Source organism: Qipengyuania pacifica, assembly GCF_019857205.1.
Lineage (GTDB): Bacteria > Pseudomonadota > Alphaproteobacteria > Sphingomonadales > Sphingomonadaceae > Qipengyuania > Qipengyuania pacifica.
Genome location: NZ_JAHWXO010000002.1, coordinates 183,197 through 203,343, shown reverse-complemented (window position 1 = coordinate 203,343; position 20,147 = coordinate 183,197). Strand labels below are relative to the sequence as shown.

Annotated in this window: 14 protein-coding genes; 6 read left to right on the top strand and 8 right to left on the bottom strand. The window is 60.2% G+C overall.

Annotated features, from left to right (window positions below):
• The first annotated feature begins 68 nt into the window (after positions 1-68).
• The 3 genes from KYK83_RS04085 (at position 69) to KYK83_RS04075 (ending at position 4,141) form a co-directional block, all read left to right on the top strand.
• Positions 69-1,724 carry a carbon-nitrogen hydrolase family protein gene (locus KYK83_RS04085; RefSeq protein WP_196846356.1) on the top strand — a complete coding sequence of 552 codons (1,656 nt, stop codon included), beginning with the start codon at positions 69-71 and terminating at the stop codon, positions 1,722-1,724.
• A 149-nt stretch (positions 1,725-1,873) separates the two neighbouring features.
• A complete protein-coding gene (locus KYK83_RS04080; RefSeq protein ID WP_234003109.1) occupies positions 1,874-3,634 on the top strand; it encodes a cation:proton antiporter domain-containing protein in 1,761 nt (586 codons plus the stop codon).
• 3 nt (positions 3,635-3,637) lie between these two features.
• Positions 3,638-4,141, top strand: a complete 504-nt coding sequence (locus KYK83_RS04075) for a YkgJ family cysteine cluster protein (RefSeq protein WP_222827280.1) — start codon at positions 3,638-3,640, stop codon at positions 4,139-4,141.
• On the opposite strand, the gene alaS is transcribed toward KYK83_RS04075, so the two are convergent.
• The 7 genes from alaS to smpB form a co-directional block, all read right to left on the bottom strand.
• The gene (alaS, locus tag KYK83_RS04070) at positions 4,138-6,801 is read right to left on the bottom strand and encodes an alanine--tRNA ligase (protein ID WP_222827279.1); all 2,664 of its coding nucleotides are present in this window, start codon (positions 6,799-6,801) and stop codon (positions 4,138-4,140) included. The genes KYK83_RS04075 and alaS overlap by 4 nt on opposite strands.
• Positions 6,802-7,038: 237 nt before the next feature.
• A complete protein-coding gene (locus KYK83_RS04065; protein WP_222827278.1) occupies positions 7,039-8,061 on the bottom strand; it encodes an NAD-dependent epimerase/dehydratase family protein in 1,023 nt (340 codons plus the stop codon).
• A gap of 183 nt (positions 8,062-8,244) precedes the next feature.
• Positions 8,245-8,871 (bottom strand): glutathione S-transferase family protein, encoded by a 627-nt coding sequence (locus KYK83_RS17520; protein ID WP_222827277.1) that lies wholly within the window; start codon positions 8,869-8,871, stop codon positions 8,245-8,247.
• A gap of 195 nt (positions 8,872-9,066) precedes the next feature.
• Positions 9,067-10,131 (bottom strand): recombinase RecA, encoded by a 1,065-nt coding sequence (recA, locus tag KYK83_RS04055; RefSeq protein WP_103023260.1) that lies wholly within the window; start codon positions 10,129-10,131, stop codon positions 9,067-9,069.
• A gap of 141 nt (positions 10,132-10,272) precedes the next feature.
• Complete coding sequence (locus KYK83_RS04050; RefSeq protein WP_222827276.1) at positions 10,273-12,747, bottom strand: hybrid sensor histidine kinase/response regulator; 2,475 nt, start codon at positions 12,745-12,747, stop codon at positions 10,273-10,275.
• Positions 12,744-13,352: a DUF2062 domain-containing protein gene (locus KYK83_RS04045; RefSeq protein ID WP_222827275.1), complete on the bottom strand. Its 609-nt coding sequence runs from the start codon at positions 13,350-13,352 to the stop codon at positions 12,744-12,746. The genes KYK83_RS04050 and KYK83_RS04045 overlap by 4 nt, the downstream gene beginning before the upstream one ends.
• Positions 13,353-13,481: 129 nt before the next feature.
• Entirely contained in the window at positions 13,482-13,964 is a 483-nt protein-coding gene (gene smpB / locus KYK83_RS04040) for an SsrA-binding protein SmpB (RefSeq protein WP_222827274.1), read from the bottom strand.
• Positions 13,965-14,076: 112 nt separating this feature from the next.
• Between smpB and KYK83_RS04035 the strand changes: the two genes are divergently transcribed.
• Together KYK83_RS04035 and KYK83_RS04030 are read left to right on the top strand one after the other, a co-directional pair.
• Positions 14,077-16,023: an alpha/beta hydrolase family protein gene (locus KYK83_RS04035; RefSeq protein WP_222827273.1), complete on the top strand. Its 1,947-nt coding sequence runs from the start codon at positions 14,077-14,079 to the stop codon at positions 16,021-16,023.
• Between the two features lie 114 nt (positions 16,024-16,137).
• Entirely contained in the window at positions 16,138-17,211 is a 1,074-nt protein-coding gene (locus KYK83_RS04030) for a succinylglutamate desuccinylase/aspartoacylase family protein (protein ID WP_222827272.1), read from the top strand.
• Here the strand turns inward: KYK83_RS04030 and dapA are convergent.
• Complete coding sequence (dapA, locus tag KYK83_RS04025; protein ID WP_221597578.1) at positions 17,208-18,089, bottom strand: 4-hydroxy-tetrahydrodipicolinate synthase; 882 nt, start codon at positions 18,087-18,089, stop codon at positions 17,208-17,210. The two genes, KYK83_RS04030 and dapA, sit on opposite strands and share 4 nt — an antisense overlap.
• A gap of 104 nt (positions 18,090-18,193) precedes the next feature.
• Between dapA and KYK83_RS04020 the strand changes: the two genes are divergently transcribed.
• On the top strand, positions 18,194-20,128 hold the full coding sequence (locus KYK83_RS04020; RefSeq protein WP_222827271.1) for a lytic transglycosylase domain-containing protein: 1,935 nt from the start codon (positions 18,194-18,196) through the stop codon (positions 20,126-20,128).
• Positions 20,129-20,147: the final 19 nt, after the last annotated feature.

Here is a 20,147-nt window from a genome sequence, read left to right as displayed (position 1 = left end):
ACGAAACCGCGCTTCGCGAAACGCGTTCACACTGAACGTTGATGCCAGAAATCTGACACGGGGACACAATGGCCAAGCAGCCGACCAAAAAGCGCAGTGTAAAACGCAAGGGTCCGGAGAAATTCGGACAGAAGCGGCTCGATATCCGCAACGCCAAGATCAAGGACATTCCCGGCATCGCCAATCTGGTGCGCCGCGTTTACGAGGACATGCCTGCCTATACGCACGGCGAGATCCGCGGGCAGATCAACAATTTCCGCGAAGGGTGCTTCGTCGCCCTGCTCGACGATGAGGTCGTCGGCTATTGCGCGACAATGCAACTGGCCGAGGCACTCGCCTTTCAGGACCACGACTGGGACGAGATCACCGGCAACGGTTACGGCAGCCGCCACGATCCGACCGGCGACTGGCTCTACGGCTATGAAATGTGCGTCGATCCAAAGGTGCGCGGCGTGCGTATCGGGCGGCGCCTTTATGAAGAGCGCCGGGCGCTGGCCGAAGATAAGGACCTGACAGGCATCGTCTTTGCCGGACGCATGCCCAATTATCGCCGCTTCCGCCGCCGCGTAGAAGGCCCGCAGGACTATCTCGACAAGGTGGTCGAGAAGAAGCTGCACGATCCCGTCCTGCGCTTTCAGATGGCAAACGGCTTCGAGCCCGAACGCATTCTCGAAGGATATCTGCCCGAGGACAAGGCCTCGCAGAGCAATGCCGTGATGATGGTCTGGCGAAACCCTTACGTCGAACGGGATCAGCCGGTGAAGAAGCGCCTGCCCCGCGGCGTGGAAGCCGTGCGCGTGGCCACCTGCCAGCTCCAGGCGCGGCAGGTCGCCGACTATGACGAATTCATGCGCCACGTCCGATATTTCGTCGATGTGGCAAGCGATTACGAAGCCGACTTCATCGTCTTTCCCGAACTCTTCACGCTGATGCTGCTGAGTTTCGAGGAGAAGGAACTGTCACCGGTCGAAGCGATCGAGCGCCTGTCGGAATATACGCCTCGGCTGCGTACGGACATTTCGGAAATGGCCATGCGCTACAACATCAATATCATCGCCGGATCGCATCCCACGCGCATGGACGATGGCGATATTCATAACGTCGCCTACGTCTGCCTGCGCGATGGTGCGGTGCATGCTCAGGAGAAGATCCATCCGACACCCAACGAACGGTACTGGTGGAACATCAAGGGCGGCGACAAGGTTGAGGTGATCCAGACCGATTGCGGTCCGATCGGCGTGCAGATCTGTTACGATAGCGAGTTTCCCGAACTCAGCCGCCGCCTCGCCGACGAAGGTGCGCGCATCATATTCGTGCCTTTCTGCACGGATAGCCGGCAGGGATATCTGCGGGTACGCTATTGCGGCCAGGCGCGCGCGATCGAAAACCAGTGCTTCGTGGTGCTCAGCGGGAATGTCGGAAATCTTCCGAACGTGGGCAACATGGACATTCAGTATGCACAAAGCTGTATCCTGACCCCCTGCGATTTTCCCTTCGCACGCGATGGTATCGCAGCCGAAGCGACCGAGAATGTCGAGACGCTGACCATCAGCGACATCAACCTTGCCGATCTGCAATGGGCGCGCGCCGAAGGGACGGTCCGCAATCTGGCCGACCGGCGTTTCGACCTCTACCGCATCGAATGGGACGAGGATGGCAAGCACCCGGGCAAACCGCGTCCGCGCCGCGAACCTCTGGGTCCATCCACCATCGGCGGAGGTTAGCCCGCGCGCCATTGCGGGGCTGACAGGTGGCTTGCGCATAGCTAAGCCGGTTACGGACGTCGCCTGACCCGGCAGGCGCCATCTCTATGTGATGCCAGCACAATCTCGCTAGTGCATTGCGTTCAACACGAAGGAAACATTCGCGCCTTATGAATGCCGAGACCGCGATCCCTCCGATGATGTCGGATGCACTGGTGATTTTGGGTGCCGTGGGAATCGTGATCCCGCTGTTTGCCCGGTTCAAGATCACGCCCATCATCGGCTTCATTCTGGTCGGCGTCGTGGTGGGGCCATTCGGTCTTGGCCGGGCGACATCCGAATATGAATGGCTCACCTGGTTCACGATTACCGATCCGGAACGGCTCGAGCCGTTTGCCGAGCTGGGCATCGTGCTACTGCTGTTCGCGATAGGGCTGGAGCTTTCGTACAAACGCCTGTGGCAATTGCGGCGACTGGTCTTCGGCCTCGGGTCGCTCGAATTGCTGGTCGGCGGATCGCTGATCGCGATTTTCCTTTCCATTCTGGGGCAGTACTGGACCGGGGCCCTGGCGCTCGGCCTGGCTCTGGCCATGTCCTCGACCGCAGTCGTTCTGCCGATTTCAGGTACTCGAACACCGGTTGGCAGAGCGGCGCTGTCGATGTTGCTGTTCGAAGGCATCGCGCTGGTTCCGATCATCTTTCTTCTTGGCACCCTCGCCCCCCATGCCGCGGCGGACGGGTTCGAGGGGATGGTCGACACGCTGTGGAAGGGCGCGGTCGTCATCGTGCTGATGCTCGCCGCAGGCCCCTTCGTTCTGCCGCGCCTCTTCGCTCAGGCAGCCCGTACCAAGAGTCCCGAGATATTTCTCGCCGCAAGCCTTCTGGTAGTGATCGGGGCAAGCCTCGCGACCTCGATGGTAGGCCTCTCGATGATCGTGGGCGCGCTCCTGGCGGGGCTGATGATCGCGGAAACGGATTATTCCCCGGAAGTAGCCAATATCCTCGAACCGTTTCGCGGGTTTGCACTAGGGATATTCCTGCTGACCGTGGGCATGACGATCAATGTCTACAGTATCTTCGAGAACATCGGCGCAATCGCCATCGCAGTCGTCTGCCTGCTTACGCTCAAGGCACTTATTACCACGACGCTGCTGTATTTGATGGGCGCGCGCCGGAGTACGGCAGTCGAGACGGGCATTCTCATGGCCAGCCCGTCCGAAGACACGCTGATCATCATTTCCGCTGCATCGGCGGCTTTGTTGATCCAGCCCGGTACGGCCCAGTTCTGGCAGATCGTCACGGCGATCGGCCTGACAGTGACGCCCTTGCTTGCGCATATCGGCAGGATCATCGGGCGGCGTATCGAGCCGATACCCGAACTGCCTGCAGAAGACATGGACAAGCCGCGCGTCATCATCGTCGGCGCGGGCCGTGTCGGCCAGCTGATCGCGCGGATGCTGGAAGCGCATGACAAGCCCTATATCGCAATCGACTCGAACGCCGACCTCATTGCCAACGCCAAGCGCGAGGGCATCCGTGCAGCATTCGGAGATGCGTCTCGCGCCGACGCGCTCGACAAGCTCGGGATCGAGAATGCCCTCGCTCTGGTGCTCACCATGGACGAGCCGGTTCTGGCACAGCGCTTGGTGGCTAAACTGCGCAAGACATACCCTGACCTGCTGATCGTGGCCCGCGCTCGCGACAGTTCGCACGCTGCCGAACTCTATCGCGCAGGAGCCAGTCATGCCGTACCGGAAACGCTGGAGAGTTCGCTCCAGCTTTCCGAGGCCGTGCTCATCGATATCGGGGTTGCGATGGGGCCGGTGATTGCGTCCATTCACGAAAAGCGCGACGAATTCCGCGAACAGATCGAGCTTGAAGGGGCGCTGACCTACAAGCCCAAGCTACGCACCAGTACATCGGAACGCTGACCCATGCCCGCAGTGCTAGAAACGCGCTCGGACTGCGATCGCTGTGCAGCGCTATGCTGCATCGCCTACCCTTCCGAAGACATGCCGGGATTCTCCGCCATCAAATCTGCTGGCGAACCGTGCCCCAAGCTTGGCGGGAACGGTCTCTGCACCATTTACGAGCATCGGGCCGAGGAAGGTTTTGCCGGCTGTATCCGGTTCGAATGCTTCGGTGCGGGCCAGCACGTCGTCCAGAACCTGTTTGCCGGTAACGACTGGCGTAATGATCAAGCGCTGCTCGGCCCCATGGTCGATGCCTTTCTCGCCATGCGGCCGGTCGCAGACCTGAACTTCCTTGCACAGCGGGCGCATGAGATGACAGACAAGGCCGAACTGCGCGACAAAGCGACTGTCTTGGCGGAGCGTCTGGAAAATGTTGCCCAGTCTCGATCGAGCCTCAATGATACGGCCGAAGTAGCGGCGATCGAGCGCGAACTACGCGCTCTATACGAGCATTTCGACCGTTAGGCTGAGACTTGGGCCAGTGCCTGGCGCACGGCGTCGAGTGCTGCATCGGCTTTCGAGCCGTCCGGACCGCCACCTTGGGCCATGTCGGCGCGGCCACCGCCGCCCTTGCCTCCCAGAGCCTCGACACCAGCGCGCACCAGATCGACAGCGCTGAGGCGGTCGGTGAGATCGTCCGTGACCGCCACTGCGAAGGCACCCTTGCCATCGTTGACCGCGCAAATCGCCGCCACACCCGAACCCATTCGGTTCTTTGCCTGGTCGAGCAATGGGCGAAGCTCCTTCGGATCAAGTCCTGCAATGACCTGACCGGAGAAGGTTACACCGCCAATGTCCTCATCGGCTGCTGCGACGTCTGCAGTACCGCCACCGCCAAGCGCCAGCGCGCGTTTCGCCTCGGCCAGATCCTTTTCCAGCCTTTTACGTTCTTCGATAAGTGCCATGACGCGTGTGCGGGCGTCGTCTGGCGACGTTTTCAACGCGCTTGCGATCGCGCGAACCGCTTCGTCGCGCGCTACCAGCCATTGGCGTGCAGCCTCGCCGGTCAGCGCTTCTATGCGACGCACGCCAGAGCTGACCGCACTTTCCGATACCACCTTGAAGATCCCGATGTCGCCGGTCGCCTTCACATGCGTACCGCCGCATAGCTCCACGGAGTAATTGCGCCCTTCCCCGCCCTTGCGGCCCATGGAAAGTACGCGCACCTCGTCGCCATACTTTTCGCCGAACAGCGCAAGCGCCCCGGCCGCAACCGCATCGTCAGGCGTCATCAGACGTGTACCGACCTGTTCGTTAGCGCGAATTTCCTCATTCACCTCGGCTTCCACCGCAGCGATGTCTTCCTCGCTCAGTGGTTTAGGATGGGAAAAATCAAACCGGAACCGATCGTCGGATACCAGCGAGCCCTTCTGTGTCACATGTCCGCCAAGCCGGTTACGCAGCGCAGCGTGCAACAGGTGGGTCGCCGAATGGTTCGCGCGGATACGATCGCGACGATCGCCATCCACCTCGAGATGGACGGCTTCGCCGATTTTGACCGTTCCCTTGGTGATGGTGCCGGCGTGCGAGTGCAGACGACCGAGAGGTTTGTTCGTCGTCTCGACCGAAAATTCCAGGCCCTCGGGTGTCCAGATGCGCCCGGCATCGCCGGTCTGACCGCCGCTTTCGCCATAGAACGGAGTCTGATTGGTCAGGATGACGACTTCGTCGCCTTCCTCAGCCGATTGCACCTCGGCGCCATCCTTGACGATGGCGACGACGGCGGCTTCCCCGGTCGTAGAGCTGTAACCGGTGAACTCTGTCGAGCCCTCACGTTCGGCAATATCGAACCAGACCTCTTCGTTCGCGGCCTGACCCGATCCTTTCCATGCTGCGCGCGCAGCAGCTTTCTGCTGCGCCATCGCGGCGTCGAAACCGTCCTTATTGACGCCTATGCCGCGGCTGCGCAGCGCATCTTCGGTAAGATCGTAGGGAAACCCGTAGGTGTCGTAGAGCTTGAACGCGGTTTCACCGTCGAGAGTGCCGCCTTCACCCATGTCTTCCGTTGCTTCATCCAGCAACTTGAGACCCTTGTCGAGCGTACGGCGGAATTGCGTTTCTTCGCGCTCGAGGACCTCCTGAATCAGCGGCTGGCCGCGGACGAGTTCGGGATAGGCCTGGCCCATTTCCGTCACCAATGCAGGCACCAGTCGGTGCATCAACGGTTCGCTCGCCCCGAGAAGGTGGGCGTGACGCATGGCGCGGCGCATTATTCGGCGAAGAACATAACCGCGCCCTTCGTTGGATGGCAGCACGCCGTCGGCCATAAGGAAGCTTGTCGAACGCAAGTGATCGGCGATGACGCGGTGGCTGGCTGTCCGGTCCCCTTCGGCCTTTACGCCTGTCAGGCTTTCGCTCGCAGCGATCAGGTTCTTGAAGGTGTCCGTATCGTAATTATCATGCACGCCCTGCATCACGGCTGCGACACGTTCGATCCCCATGCCGGTGTCGATGCTGGGCTTTGGCAGGTCGGCGACGATCTCGTCGTTTTCCTGTGTGTACTGCATGAAAACGAGGTTCCAGATTTCCACGAACCGGTCGCCGTCTTCCTCGGGCGATCCCGGAGGGCCGCCCCAGATGTGATCGCCATGATCATAGAATATCTCCGAGCACGGACCGCATGGTCCATCGGAACCCATGGCCCAGAAATTATCCTTGGTCGGAATACGAATGATCTTTTCGTCCGCAAATCCGGTCCGTTTCTTCCACAGATCGAATGCTTCGTCGTCTGTATGATAGACGGTGACCAGAAGGCGTTCGGGGTCGAGGCCCCATTCCTTGGTGAGAAGGGTCCAGGCGTGATCGATCGCCTGTTCCTTGAAATAGTCCCCGAAACTGAAGTTTCCGAGCATCTCGAAGAAGGTATGATGGCGCGCCGTGTAGCCGACATTATCGAGATCGTTGTGCTTGCCGCCTGCTCTCACGCATTTCTGAGCACTGGTTGCGCGTTGCGCCGGTGGCGTTTCCAGACCCGTGAAGGCATTCTTGAACGGGACCATGCCCGCATTGACGAACATGAGCGTTGGATCGCTGAACGGGACAAGCGGGGCGCTGGCGACTTCCGCATGTTCGTGGGAGGCGAAATAGTCGAGAAAGCTGCGGCGGATGTCGTTGGTCGAAGTCATGGCGAGGCAAGTAAGCAATCGCGTGGCATGCGACAAGCGTGAAAGCCCAGCCAGACTGTGCGTTACAGGCGATCAGCAGTGGATGAGGCGGGTGCGCACCGGCGGACGGTGCCGGATGGACCGGGGCCGGACGCTCGAAAGTCGCTATGTTCGGGGTGTATAGCTACGAAGTAGGATGGCACCGTTCATCGCGAAGCGTGCGACTTTGCGGGGCGGCATATGCCCATGGCGGTGAATTCACGTCCGGTAATAGTCACGATACCAGGTAACAAAGCGTGACACGCCTTCGCGAATATCGGTGCGGGGGACATACCCGGTAAGCGAATGCAATAATTCTGCATCCGCCCAGGTGGCAGGAACGTCGCCGGGCTGCATCGGCATGAGATTACGCTCCGCCTTTATCCCCAGTGCCTCCTCAATAGCCGCGATCATATCGCCGAGTTGCACCGGTTGCGAATTGCCGATGTTGACTATCCGCCATGGCGCCACAGGGGAAAGACTGTCGTTTGCCTCGACGTCCTCCGGGCGGTCGACCCGGATTGGGGGTGCATCGATAAGGCGACGAACAGCCTCGACCAGATCATCGACATAGGTGAAGTCGCGCATCATCTCGCCATTATTGTAGACGTCGATCGCCTCACCATTCAGCATTGCCTTGGTGAATTTGAACAAGGCCATGTCGGGCCGGCCCCACGGACCATAAACCGTGAAAAAGCGAAACATCGTCACCGGCAAGCCGTAGAGATGCGCATAGCTGTGCGCCATCGCCTCGGTCGCTTTCTTGGTCGCGGCGTAGAAGGACATCTGATGGTCCGCCTTCATCCTTTCGCGATACGGCATTTCCGTATTGGCGCCATAGGCAGAAGACGTTGACGCGAGCAGCATGTGCTGTGGCGGGTTCCAGCGCGCGGCTTCGAGCAGTTCGAACGTCCCCACGAGATTGCTTTCAAGATAGCTGCGCGGGTTGTCGATGGAATAGCGAACCCCAGCCTGCGCCGCGAGATGAACCACGATATCCGGCGTGTGTTTCGCGAAGAGATCGGCGAGCAATCCCGGCGTCTCGATCGGCTCATTCACCTCGGAAAAGCTCTGGTGCTGAAGCAAAGCTTGCTGGCGGCGTCGCTTCAGTTCGGGATCATAGTAATCGGAAAGCGAGTCTATACCGACGACATGGAAGCCATCCTTGAGGAGGCGGAGACAGGTGAAATAACCGATGAACCCGGCAGCCCCCGTGACCATTGCCGTACGTGTCTCAGTCATCGATCATTCCCGCAGCAATCTGATTATCCGGCTGCCTTATAGGGCTAAAGTGTTGCTGAAGAACCTGCTCAAACTCTCTGTCCGGGCTCATTCGGATTACCGTCATGGCGAATGCGTCACCTTTCGTGACACTGGCAGAGCAAACGCGTTCGCTGGAAGGCAAGACGGACCGTGCCGTAACGCTCACCACATGAAATACGCACCGCCGCGTTCCCGGGCGCGCTGCCACGCGGGACGGGCATGGATCGCCTGGACGAAGCGGGCCAGCTTGGGCGCTTTGTCACCATATCCCTGCATGACCGCGATTTCGGCAGGAAAGCTCATCATTACATCGGCCGCCGTCCAGTCATCGCCGACGAAATGGAGATCGTCGGAAATATTATCCTCCGCAAACTGGATATGCGCGGCAAGCTGCTCGTCGATGCGGGGGGCCAGGGCAGCCGCCGCCTCGCCGAGCCGCCCGGTGTACAATTTGAGCATGACGGGCACGAAGAAGCTGCTTTCGCCAAACTGCATCCATTCGAGATGGCGGACATGGTCTTCCGTATCAGCTTCCGGCAGCCAACTGCCTCCACCGTGACGCTCGCAAAGATACTGGATGATCGCACCACTTTCCGCCACTTGCAGACCATTGTCTTCGATCAGCGGCGACTTGCCCAAGGGGTGGACCTGCTTGAGTTCGGGCGGGGCGAGGTTGGTTTCGGCATCGCGCTGATACGGCACGATGTCGTAATCAGTGTTCAGCTCCTCCAACAACCACAAGATGCGCTGCGAACGGCTGTTGTTGAGATGGTGGACGGTGACTGTCACGCGGCTCTCCTGTCGTGCGATTCGCACCTACACTAGGTCCGGATCGAAGCGGATACCAATCCCATACGGAAAAGCCGGTGTGGCCATGAAGCGGCGCACACCGGCTTTCCGTTTTTTCGGGAACGCCGGGGGACAGTCCGGCTAGTGCGCTGATCCGGGGGATGCTGGATCAGCGTGTTCCCGCTTGAAGAGAATTCAGTCCTCGTCCGCGTCCGGGCCGGTCATCATCTCTTCGGCGACCTCGTCGGTTCGGCCACGAATTGCGGCTTCCAACTTGGTACACATCTCTGGATTTTCCTTCAGGAAGGTCTTGGCGTTCTCACGCCCCTGACCGATCCGGACACTGTCGTAGCTGAACCAGCTGCCCGACTTTTCGACCACGCCTGCCTTCACGCCGAGATCGAGAATTTCGCCGATCTTGGAAATGCCTTCGCCATACATGATGTCGAATTCGACCTGCTTGAACGGCGGCGCCACCTTGTTCTTGACCACTTTCACGCGGGTCGCATTGCCGATGATATCGTCGCGATCCTTGATCTGGCCGGTGCGCCGGATGTCCAGACGAACCGACGCATAGAATTTGAGCGCATTGCCGCCAGTGGTGGTTTCCGGATTGCCGTACATAACGCCGATCTTCATGCGCAGCTGGTTGATGAAGATCACCATGCACTTGGAGCGGTTGATCGAACCGGTCAGTTTCCGCAGCGACTGGCTCATCAGACGGGCCTGAAGGCCGACGTGGCTATCGCCCATCTCGCCTTCGATTTCGGCGCGCGGAACGAGCGCTGCGACGGAGTCGACGACCAGCACATCGATCGCGTTGGACCGAACCAGCGTATCGGTGATCTCCAGCGCCTGTTCGCCCGTATCCGGCTGCGACACGATCAATTCGTCAATGTCCACGCCAAGCTTCTTGGCATAGACCGGATCGAGTGCATGTTCCGCATCGACGAAGGCAGCGGTGCCGCCCGCCTTCTGGGCTTCTGCAATTACGTGAAGAGCCAGCGTGGTCTTGCCCGAACTTTCCGGGCCATACACCTCGATTACGCGACCCTTGGGCAGACCGCCCACGCCAAGGGCGATATCGAGACCGAGCGACCCGGTGGAGATGGCCTCCACATTCATCGCTTCCTTCTGGCCCAGCTTCATCGCCGAACCCTTGCCGAATGCGCGGTCGATCTGCGCAAGCGCGGCATCCAATGCCTTCTGACGGTCTGCGTCCACTTTCTTGTCCTCTACGAGCTTCAGACTTGCCGCCATGACATTACCTCCTGCGCTTGGCCAGAGCCGGTATCGACTCTTCAACTGACGCGTGATGTATCGGCTTTGTTCCAAAAGAACAAGTGGAGAACGAAAGTTTTTTCCCGTTGTCTTTCAATCGGCAGCGTAACGCTATCTAGGCTACTTGCGCTGGGCGCTCAGCACTTCTGCCACTTTCGCGTTGATCTGCTGCACGCTGAAAGGTTTGGGTATGAAGTACATGTTCTCGATGTCGATTTCATTGCGCAGCTGTTCTTCCGCATAGCCCGACATGAACAGGATGGGCACGTGAGCGCGAACGTTGCGGATCGCACGCGCCATGGCAGGGCCATCCATTGCCGGCATGACGACATCCGAAACGATCAGGTCGAATTGCGTATCGCCATTGGCCACGATGCCGAGTCCCTCTTCGCCATCGGAAGCGGTGGTCACCGTATAGCCTGCACGCACCAGCGCCCGTTCGGCGACGGCGCGCACCATGTCCTCATCCTCGACCAGCAGCAGCTTGCCGCCTGCAGACCACTCGGATGCCTTCTGCTCTTCCGGTTCGTCGGCGCGCATGATGGCGGGCAGTTCGCCCTTGTGGACCGGGAGGTAAACGGTGAAGCGGGCACCGATCGGGGTGCCATCCGGGCCCTGCACATTATCGGCAAAAATGAAGCCGTTCGACTGCTTGACGATACCATACACAGTGGAAAGCCCGAGCCCGGTCCCCTTCCCCTGCTCCTTGGTCGTGAAGAAAGGCTCGAATATCTTGTTGAGATGCTCGTCCGGGATCCCGCCGCCGGTGTCCTGGACGATCATGACCGTGTAGTCGTCGGCCAGCATGATATCGATGCCCATCTTGCGCACGTCGCGAGCGGAAACCCGGCGCGTGGCCAGGGTCAGGCGGCCCTTCCAGTCCTGCTTGCCCCGCTTCGACGCATAGGCTTGCATCGCATCGCGGGCATTTACAGCCAGGTTGATGATAACCTGTTCGAGCTGCTGGGGATCGGCGCGAACCGAACCGAGCTCCCGATCGTGACGAACCGAGAACTCGATCTTCTCGCCCATGAGCCGCTTCAGAAGCTGGCTCACTTCACTGACCACGTCGGGCAATTGCAGAACTACGGGGCGCAGCGTCTGCTGGCGGCTGAAGGCGAGCAACTGCCGGGTGAGGCTGGCCGCCCGGTTCGAATTGGCCTTGATCTGCTGGATGTCGTCATAATCGCTGTCGCCCGGCGTATGACGCAGCAGCATGAGATCGCAGTAACCGATAATGGCCGTCAGCACATTGTTGAAATCGTGTGCAACGCCGCCTGCAAGCTGGCCGACCGCCTGCATCTTGGTCGCCTGGGCCACCTGACGCCGCAACCGCTTTTCTTCCGAAGAGTCCGAAATGGATAGAAGCACCGCCGCATCGCCCAGCCCGCGCACCCCGGCCAGACCGATCGAGACCGGTTCGTCCTTGTTGTTGCCAAGCCGCACGGCCATGTCGCCGCTGGCCGTCGCCCCTTTTGCAAAGCGGCGGACGGTGTCAGCCATCGCAGCCTTGTCCTCGCGCACGACCAGATCGGATGGAAACTGCGGCAGGCCGGACGTCTCGCGTTCGACCGCACGCAAGAAGGCCTTGTTGGCAAACAGAAAGCGTCCGTCGCGGTCGGTAAGCGCAAGGCCCAGAGGCAGCGCCGACAGCAGGGCTTCCAGTTGCGGTATCGCCGCCTTGCCCGTGCTTTCCCAGCCGCCGCCTATACCCACGGTGCTGTCCAGCAACAGCATGATGGACGGCGTTTCATCCGCATCGCTCATTTTCGAAGCGTTCGGGATATCGAGCGGCACATGGATCAGCGTCTGTGGCGAACCCTGCTGCCCTTCCCTGGCGAAGAAAATCCGGTCGCGGTCGTCGGATCGGAGCAATTGCACGAACTCCAGCCCGCCGACTGCATTTTCGCGACTGCCGGTGGCCCGTTCTGCCAGACCCGGCGTGGTCGTCTGCACAATGCCGTCGGGTGCCACCAGCGCAACCTCCACGCCTGCGCGCGACAATACTTCGCCCAATGGACCGGCCAGCCGTTCGGACAGGCCATCGTAACTGCGTTGCGTACGAATTTCGTCGAAGCGCCAAACCAGATAGGCCTCGCCCCGCCCACTGCGCTCGATACGCAGGCGATATTCCATGTCGCCGCTGGACAGCCGGACAACAGGAACCTCGGCCCGTCCATCTCGCCACGCACTCCGCGCCGCCTCCGATGCAGCTTCGCGCGACGCCGCGTCCATTGCCAGTTCGTACGGAGCGGAAATTCCGTCGAACCATCCTTCATATGTGGAATTGGCGCACACCATCCGGTTGGCGCGATCGACAATCGCTATGGCGCGGTGCTTGGTTTCGATCGCTGCACTGGTGACGGACCAGTCGGGTTGCAGCATCTGCGCCTCGGCAGGGTCGGCCTTGAGACGAGCGACGAGCAGCAGCATCAGCAAGATCGCAATCAGCGCGCCGCCATACGCCAGCGCCACCACCGATTGCTGGCCGACCAGCCACACCAATCCGATGGAAATGATGCAAGCCGCCACCACTCCCAACATCAATGGAGCAGGTGGAAGGCGGATTATCGGATTATCGTCCTGCACTTTCATGCCTCGCCATCTTTGCTCAGGCGGTCTTCAAGGCGACGCTCCATTGCGCGCAGACGGCGTTTGCGCTTGCGAGCCACGATGATGCGCCACCCGATGCTCGCCAGCACATAGCCGATCGACGCGCCAACGATGGCGAGGACGACGAAGCCGAAAATGGTCACCAGAACCGTCACGCCCACCCCTTCGAACAGATTGACGAACCACGACCAGCGACCGCTGGTCATCTCGTCCTGAGCTGCGCCGCCCGTCGCCGCCAGGTCCACCTTGAGTATGAACACACCCAGCTTGTTTGCCACCACGGCCCAGAAGGGAAAGGTCAGCGGATTGGTGATGAAGGTGACCAGCGCCGACAACGGCACGTTCGCACGCGCGGGCAAGGACATGAAAGCGGCAAGGAATATCTGCCCCACCGGAATGATGAAGCCGGCAAAAATGCCGAGCGCCACGCCGCGCGGGACGCTGCGGCGCGTGAACCGCCAGAGTTCCGGCGTCAGAAAGCGGTGAGCAATGGGCTGCAAATACTTGTTTTCAGCCATCTGTTCGCGCGTCGGCATATGCCGGCGGATCCAGTCCGTCAGAAAGGTCTTCGATCTGCGCTTGCTCATTGACACAGCGCCGCCATGCGCTGCCTCGAAGGCGAGTTCAAGGGGGTGCGCGAAGCGGATTGCGACGAATGCGGCATGGCTGGCGATGTGGTTACCGCAGGCGCTTTTTTTAAGGGCCGAATGGCTCGGTCAGCCCCGCTCGCGCATGAGGCGGGCCTTGTCGCGCTGCCAGTCGCGATCCTTGATCGTGGCGCGCTTGTCATGCGCCTGCTTGCCCTTCGCCAGCGCAAGCTCGACCTTGGCCCGACCGGTCGCGTTGAAATAGATCGATAGCGGAACAAGCGTCATGCCCTTGCGCTCGACCGCACCGAAAAGCTTCTGTATCTCGCGCTCGTGCAGCAGCAGTTTGCGTGGGCGGCGCGGTTCGTGGTTCAGCCGGTTGCCATGCGAATATTCGGGAATATTGGCATTGACCAGCCAGACCTGCCCGTCGCGCACTTCGGCATAGCTTTCCTTGATGCTGGCCTCGCCCGCCCGCAGCGCCTTCACCTCGGTGCCCTGCAACGCGAGTCCCGCCTCGAAGGTATCTTCGACATGATAGTCGAACCGCACACGCCGATTATCGGCGACGGTCTTCTGCTTATCGAAAGTGGCGGTTTTGGGACGAGCCATAAGGCGGGCGCATGTAGGAGATGGCGTGGGAAAGGCCAAGCCCCTTCAGCATCAATCTCGCTTGCGCCAGTAAGGCATTTGGGTAATCACACAGGATTACTTGGGGGGGTATATGCAGTTATCGAGATTCGTTGCGTCGCTGCTTGCGGCAATCACATTATTAGTTACGTCGATAGCAATCGCCCAATCCGCTCCTCCGCTTTCTGCTTATGGCGCACTGCCCGAGGTCGAAGATGCAGCGATATCGCCCAACGGATCGAACATAGCCCTGCTGATTACGCTGAAAGGCGAGCGGCAACTCCTCTTTCTTGACGAACAAATGAAGGCGATCCGCCGTTTTCAGGTAGGCGATACGAAAATCCGCTATTTCCGGTGGGTTGGTGACGACCAGCTTATTCTGGTCACCAGTCAGACCGAGAAGCTTTGGGGTTTTACTACGAACAAGGCGGAGTTCAGCGTCGCTCGGCTCATCCCCGTAACCTATGACGGGGAAGTAGAAACAGTATTCGGGCGGAATCGTGAATTGATGGACGCCTTTAATGGCGATTACGGAGTGCGGTTTGCCGATAACCGCTGGACCGCATTTTTCGGCGCAATCGAACTGAAAAAAGGTTCGAGTTTTGGAAATGATTTCACCTGGGATCATGGCAGACCTTTTCTCTATCAAGTCGATACCAAGGAAAACCGCGCCAAACGGATAGCGAGTGCTCCTCGCGAAGGTATGGACCGCGATTGGCTCGTCGATGGGAATGGAAAGGTTGCTGCGACCTTGGACGTCAGCATGACCAACGGAGATTGGCATCTCTCGGGGCCGGAGGGGTCGACCATCGCTACCGGCAACGAACGTAATGGCAGAGTTGGTCTCGTCGGCTTGTCGCATGGCGGTCAGAACATAGTCTATGCGGCACGAGACAGCGAAAACATTGCGCATTGGTATGAAATTCCAATGTCAGGTGGGCAGCCAAAGCCCTTCCTCGAAGATACGGACATAAAGCGCTTATACTTCGACAAAACGAACGGTCAGATCGCCGGTTATCTAAACAGCGACGACGAACCGGTTTTCGCCGTCGAAGAGCTCCAGAAATCTGCAGAAAAAATCAAGAAGGCCTTTGCCGGTTTCGATATGCGAATGGTCGACTGGACACCTGACTTCAAAAAAGTTCTGGTTCGAACAAGTGGCAATCTCGACAGCGGTTCGTGGTTCGTGGTCAACCTCGCCACAGGTAAAGCCGATGCGATTGCCTACGAACGGCAGACCCTTGGACCAAAGCAGGTCGGGACGATTTCCACCTTCCCCTTCGCAGCTTCGGACGGGCTTGAGATGGATGGCATTCTCACGTTGCCGCCAGGTCGCGAAGCCAAGAACCTCCCAGTTGTTTTATTGCCCCACGGCGGCCCGCACAGCAGTGATCGCCTGCAGTTCGACTGGTGGGCACAGGCGTTTGCATCTCGAGGATATGCAGTATTCCAGCCCAATTTCCGTGGGTCCACCAATCGAAGCCAGGCCTTCAAGCTCGCCGGTTACGGTGAATGGGGTCGTAAAATGCAGACCGATATTTCGGACGGCTTGGCTGAATTGGCAAAACAGGGCCTGGTCGATCCCAAGCGCGCCTGTATTGTGGGGGCTAGCTACGGCGGATATGCTGCTCTCGCCGGCGTCACTGTTCAACAGGATCTGTATCGGTGCGCGGTAGCTGTCGCCCCCGTTAGCGACATTCGGGCGATGTATAACGAAGATTATCGCGCTTCGGGCGGCTTACGTATTACGAAATCGTCCCTCCTGGACCAACTTGGATCGAAGGACCGCTGGGACGAAGTCTCACCTCGTCGCCTGGCCCAACGCGCCGATGCACCTGTTCTGCTAATTCACGGACTGGATGACACAGTCGTACCCTACTCGCATTCCCACAAGATGGCAGATGCCCTGAAGGATGCCGGCAAACCGTTCGAATTGGTAACGTTGCAGGGCGAAGACCACTGGCTTTCACTGTCATCGACACGTCTGCAAATGCTCGAAGCGGCAGTCGGATTTGTGGAGAAGCATAACCCGGCTGATTAAAGATATCCTGATGATGGCTGGCTCGCGCGGGCAAGGTGGCATGCGCCCTCATCTGGAACAGCCACACCACGCTTTTCGCTTGCCAAGGTGCTGGCCGTTGTGACGATTAGGCAGATGAACGCCGAAACTTCCGCAGAACCTTTCATCATTCACGAAAGCCGGATCGCGCCGGGGACGCAGGCGACCATTGCCATTCCCGTCAGTCAGCAGGTGACGGGCCTGAACTCTGCGCTTTCCCTTCGCGTGATGCATGGCGCGCGGCGAGGGCCCTGCGTTTTCGTCAGCGCTGCCATTCACGGTGACGAGATCATCGGCACCGCCGTGATCCAGCGATTGCTTGAACGCCTGTCGCCCGAAATGCTGGCAGGGACGATCATTTTTGCGCCTGCCGTCAACATTTACGGTTTTGCCGCGCACAGCCGTTATCTGCCCGACCGGCGCGATCTCAATCGAAGCTTCCCCGGCGCGGAGCATGGCAGTCTGGCCGCTCAACTGGCGCACTGCTTCCTCACCCACGTCATCGATCGCTGTTCGCTGGGCATCGATATCCATTCGGCGGCGGTCCATCGCTACAATTTGCCGCAGATACGCATTGCCTCTGGCAGCCCCTATCTGTCGGAACTCGCCATGGCATTCGGTGCGCCCATCATCATAGAAAGCCCCCTGCGGCCCGGTTCGATGCGCGCCCTTGCCCACGAACGCGAGACGCCCATGCTCCTGCTGGAGGCAGGCGAAGCCCTTCGCTTCGACCGTTTCGCGCTCAATGTCGGCGTGGCGGGCGTTCTCCGGGTGCTTGCCCATATCGGAATGATCGATGCGGAAGACGGCCTGGAAGATGTCCATGTGCCGCTGCGGTCCAACCGTTCAAGCTGGGTCCGCGCCCCGCGCGGCGGGGTCAGTCGCCGCATCCACAAATCGGGCGACGCCGTGCGCAAGGGCGAACCGCTGGCATTCGTCGGCGGCCTCTTCGGAGAGGACCCGATGAAGCTTGTCAGCCCATCGGACGGCGTGATCATCGGACATGCCACGCTCCCGATCGTCAATCAGGGCGATGCGCTATTCCATATCGCCGAAGTCGATGCGCTCAATCACGCGGGCGAGCATTCCGACAGTATCGTCGAAGCGCTGGCGGTCAGCGATCCGCCCTTCCCCGCCGCGCCATTGCTCGACGAAGACGAAGTGCTCTAGATCAGGCCTGCAATCTCGAGCGCCTCGTCCACTGCCTTGCGGCTCGCCTCGCTGGCATTGCACAGCGGCAGGCGGACATCGGGCGAAAACCAGTCGTGTACCCGGCTGAGCGCATATTTCGCCGGTGCCGGGCTGGCATCGGAGAACATCGCATAGTGCAAGGGGAACAGCCGGTCGTTGAGCTCCCGTGCCTTGACCAGCTCGTTCGCTGCGATGGCATCGTGGAATTCCGCGCACAGCGCCGGGGCGACATTGGCGGTTACCGAAATACATCCGGATCCGCCTGCGGCCGAATGCGGCAGCCACAATTCGTCATTGCCCGATAGCTGGCAGAACTCGCGCCCGATCCCCATCCGGTGATCCGCGACGCGGGAAAGGTCGCCGCTCGCATCCTTGATGGCCACGATCCGATCTGGGTATTTGCGGACCAGTTCGACGACCGTTTCGTCCTCGATATCCGTTACCGTCCGTCCCGGGACATTGTAGAGAACGATCGGCAGGTCGCTGTTTTCTGCAAGAAAGCTGAAATGGGCGATAAGGCCCGCCTGGCTCGGCCGGTTGTAATAGGGCGCGACGCACAGTCCGGCCGCGGCCCCCGCCTTCTTCGAAAACTGCATGTGCAGCAGCGCATTGCGCGTGTCGTTGGAACCGCAGCCGGCAATCACCGGGACGCGCCCGGCCGCCTGTTCGATGCAGACTTCGATCACCCGGTGATGCTCTGCATTCGACAGGGTCGATGCCTCGCCTGTCGTGCCGCAGGGCACCAATCCCTTGCTCCCGTTATCGATCTGCCAGTCGACGAGCTTGCGAAAAGCGGCCTCGTCGAACGATCCGTCGCGAAAAGGAGTCGCCAGAGCCGGAATCGAGCCTGAAAACATTTACGTGAGTCCTGCGTTAGAGATATGAAACAAGGCAGTTTTTGGCGGCACGCGCCATAATTCATTCAGCGCCTGATAAGGAGGGGCCGGGCACTATGTCCAGCATGGGCAGTAAAACAGTTTTCACTCTCGCACTTGTGCTCGGCACTTCGCTGGCATTCCCTTCAATCTCTCAGGCACAGGACAATGCGCGCACGAGCCTTGTCGCGCAGCAGCCGGGCAGCCTCGATCAGGCGGTCGGTCAGTGGGAATATTTGACAAGTCAGGAAAACCTGCCCTTCTCTTCCTACGCGGGCTTCATCAATAGCTATCCCGATTTCCCCAAGCAGGACCTGCTCCAGCGGCGGGCGGAAGCTGCGCTGGATCGCGATGCGCCGTCTCCGCAGACGCTCGTCTCCTTCTTCGACCGGCACCCGCCCCTCACCAATAGCGGCAAGGCGCGTTACGCCCTGGCGCTGGCGTCGCTGGATCGCCCCGAAGCGCTGGAGGTGGCGCGCGAAGCCTGGCGTGGCGGCACGATGAGCGGCCCGGCAGAACTCTACATGCAGGGCCTGTTCGGCGCGCGTTTTGCGCCCGAAGATCAGGACGCGCGGATGGATGCGCTCCTGTGGCAGGGCAATTATGAAGCCGCCTCGCGCCATATCGTGCGCGTATCGCCGGCCTATCGTCCGACCGCGCAGGCACGGCTCGCCATGCTTCAGGGCAGCACGCCGTCGCAGGCAGGCGTTCCGGTTCCCCCCAACGCGATGAGCGACGCCGGTTACGTTTACAATCTTGCCCGCTACTATCGCAATTCGGGCCAGCCCTACGAAGCGGTCAACCTGCTCTCGACCCGCGCATCCTTTGCCGCGCCTGCCTTCGATGGCACGCAATTCGTCAGCGAAGCCCTCGCCGTGGCCAAGAGCGCGGGTTCCGCGCAGGCTGTCAGCATCGCGTCGAAAATCGATGATGTCTTCGCCCCCGGCACGGACATTTCGGACGGCTCCTTCACTCTGCGCGACAAATATACCGATCTCATGTGGCTCGGCGGTACGAAGGCATTGTGGTCGATGGGTGACGGCGCCCAGGCCGCGCCGCTGTTCTACCGCTATGGTACTGCGGCCAAGACGCCGCTGACCCGTTCGAAAGGGTTCTATTGGGCCGGCCGCGCCGCGTCCCGCGCCGGTGATCGTGCCGGTGCCCAGCGTTACTGGGAAATGGCCGCCGAATATCCGGACTGGTATTACGGACAGCTCGCCCTAAGCGAGCTTGGCCGGCCCATGCCCACATTCGCCAATGTCCCCGCTGCCAGTTCGGCCGAACGCGCTGCTTTCGAAGCCCATCCGCTGACCGGTGCGCTGCGGGCGATTTCCCGCAATCGGCGCGACTGGCGGACCGAACGGGCCTTCTTCGAAGCCATTGCCCAAAAAGCGGACACGCCCGGCGAAATGGCTCTCGTCGGTCAACTGGCTGAACAGACCGGTATGGACGAAATGGCCGTCGTCGCGGGCCTCGTGGCGGGCGAACACGGCTTCAAGGGCTTCGAACGCCTCGGCTACCCGACCGTGCAGACCCATTCGGGCGCAAACTGGACCATGGTTCATGCCATCGCCCGGCAGGAAAGCGAATTTGACCGCAACCGTGTGAGCCATGCCGGTGCGCGCGGGATGATGCAGCTGATGCCCGGAACCGCACGCGAAGAAGCGGGCAAGATCGGGGTCAGCTACATGTCGGCGGACCTGACCGCCAACCCGAGCTACAATATCCGTCTCGGCGATGCGCACTTCGCCCGCCTGATGGACCGTTACGGCGGCGCTTATCCCCTGGCCATCGCGGCGTATAACGCAGGCCCGGGGCGGGTGAACCAGTGGCTCGCGGCTAATGGCGATCCGCGCAATGGTTCGGTCGACTGGGTTACCTGGATCGAACAGATCCCGTCCAATTTCGAAACGCGCTATTATGTCATGCGCGTGATCGGAAACGCGGTCAGCTATGCCAACATGCATCCGGACAAATCGTCCAGCTATGAACGCGATATCGGGAATTACCTGCGCCGCTGATTTGCGCTAGGGCGCAAGC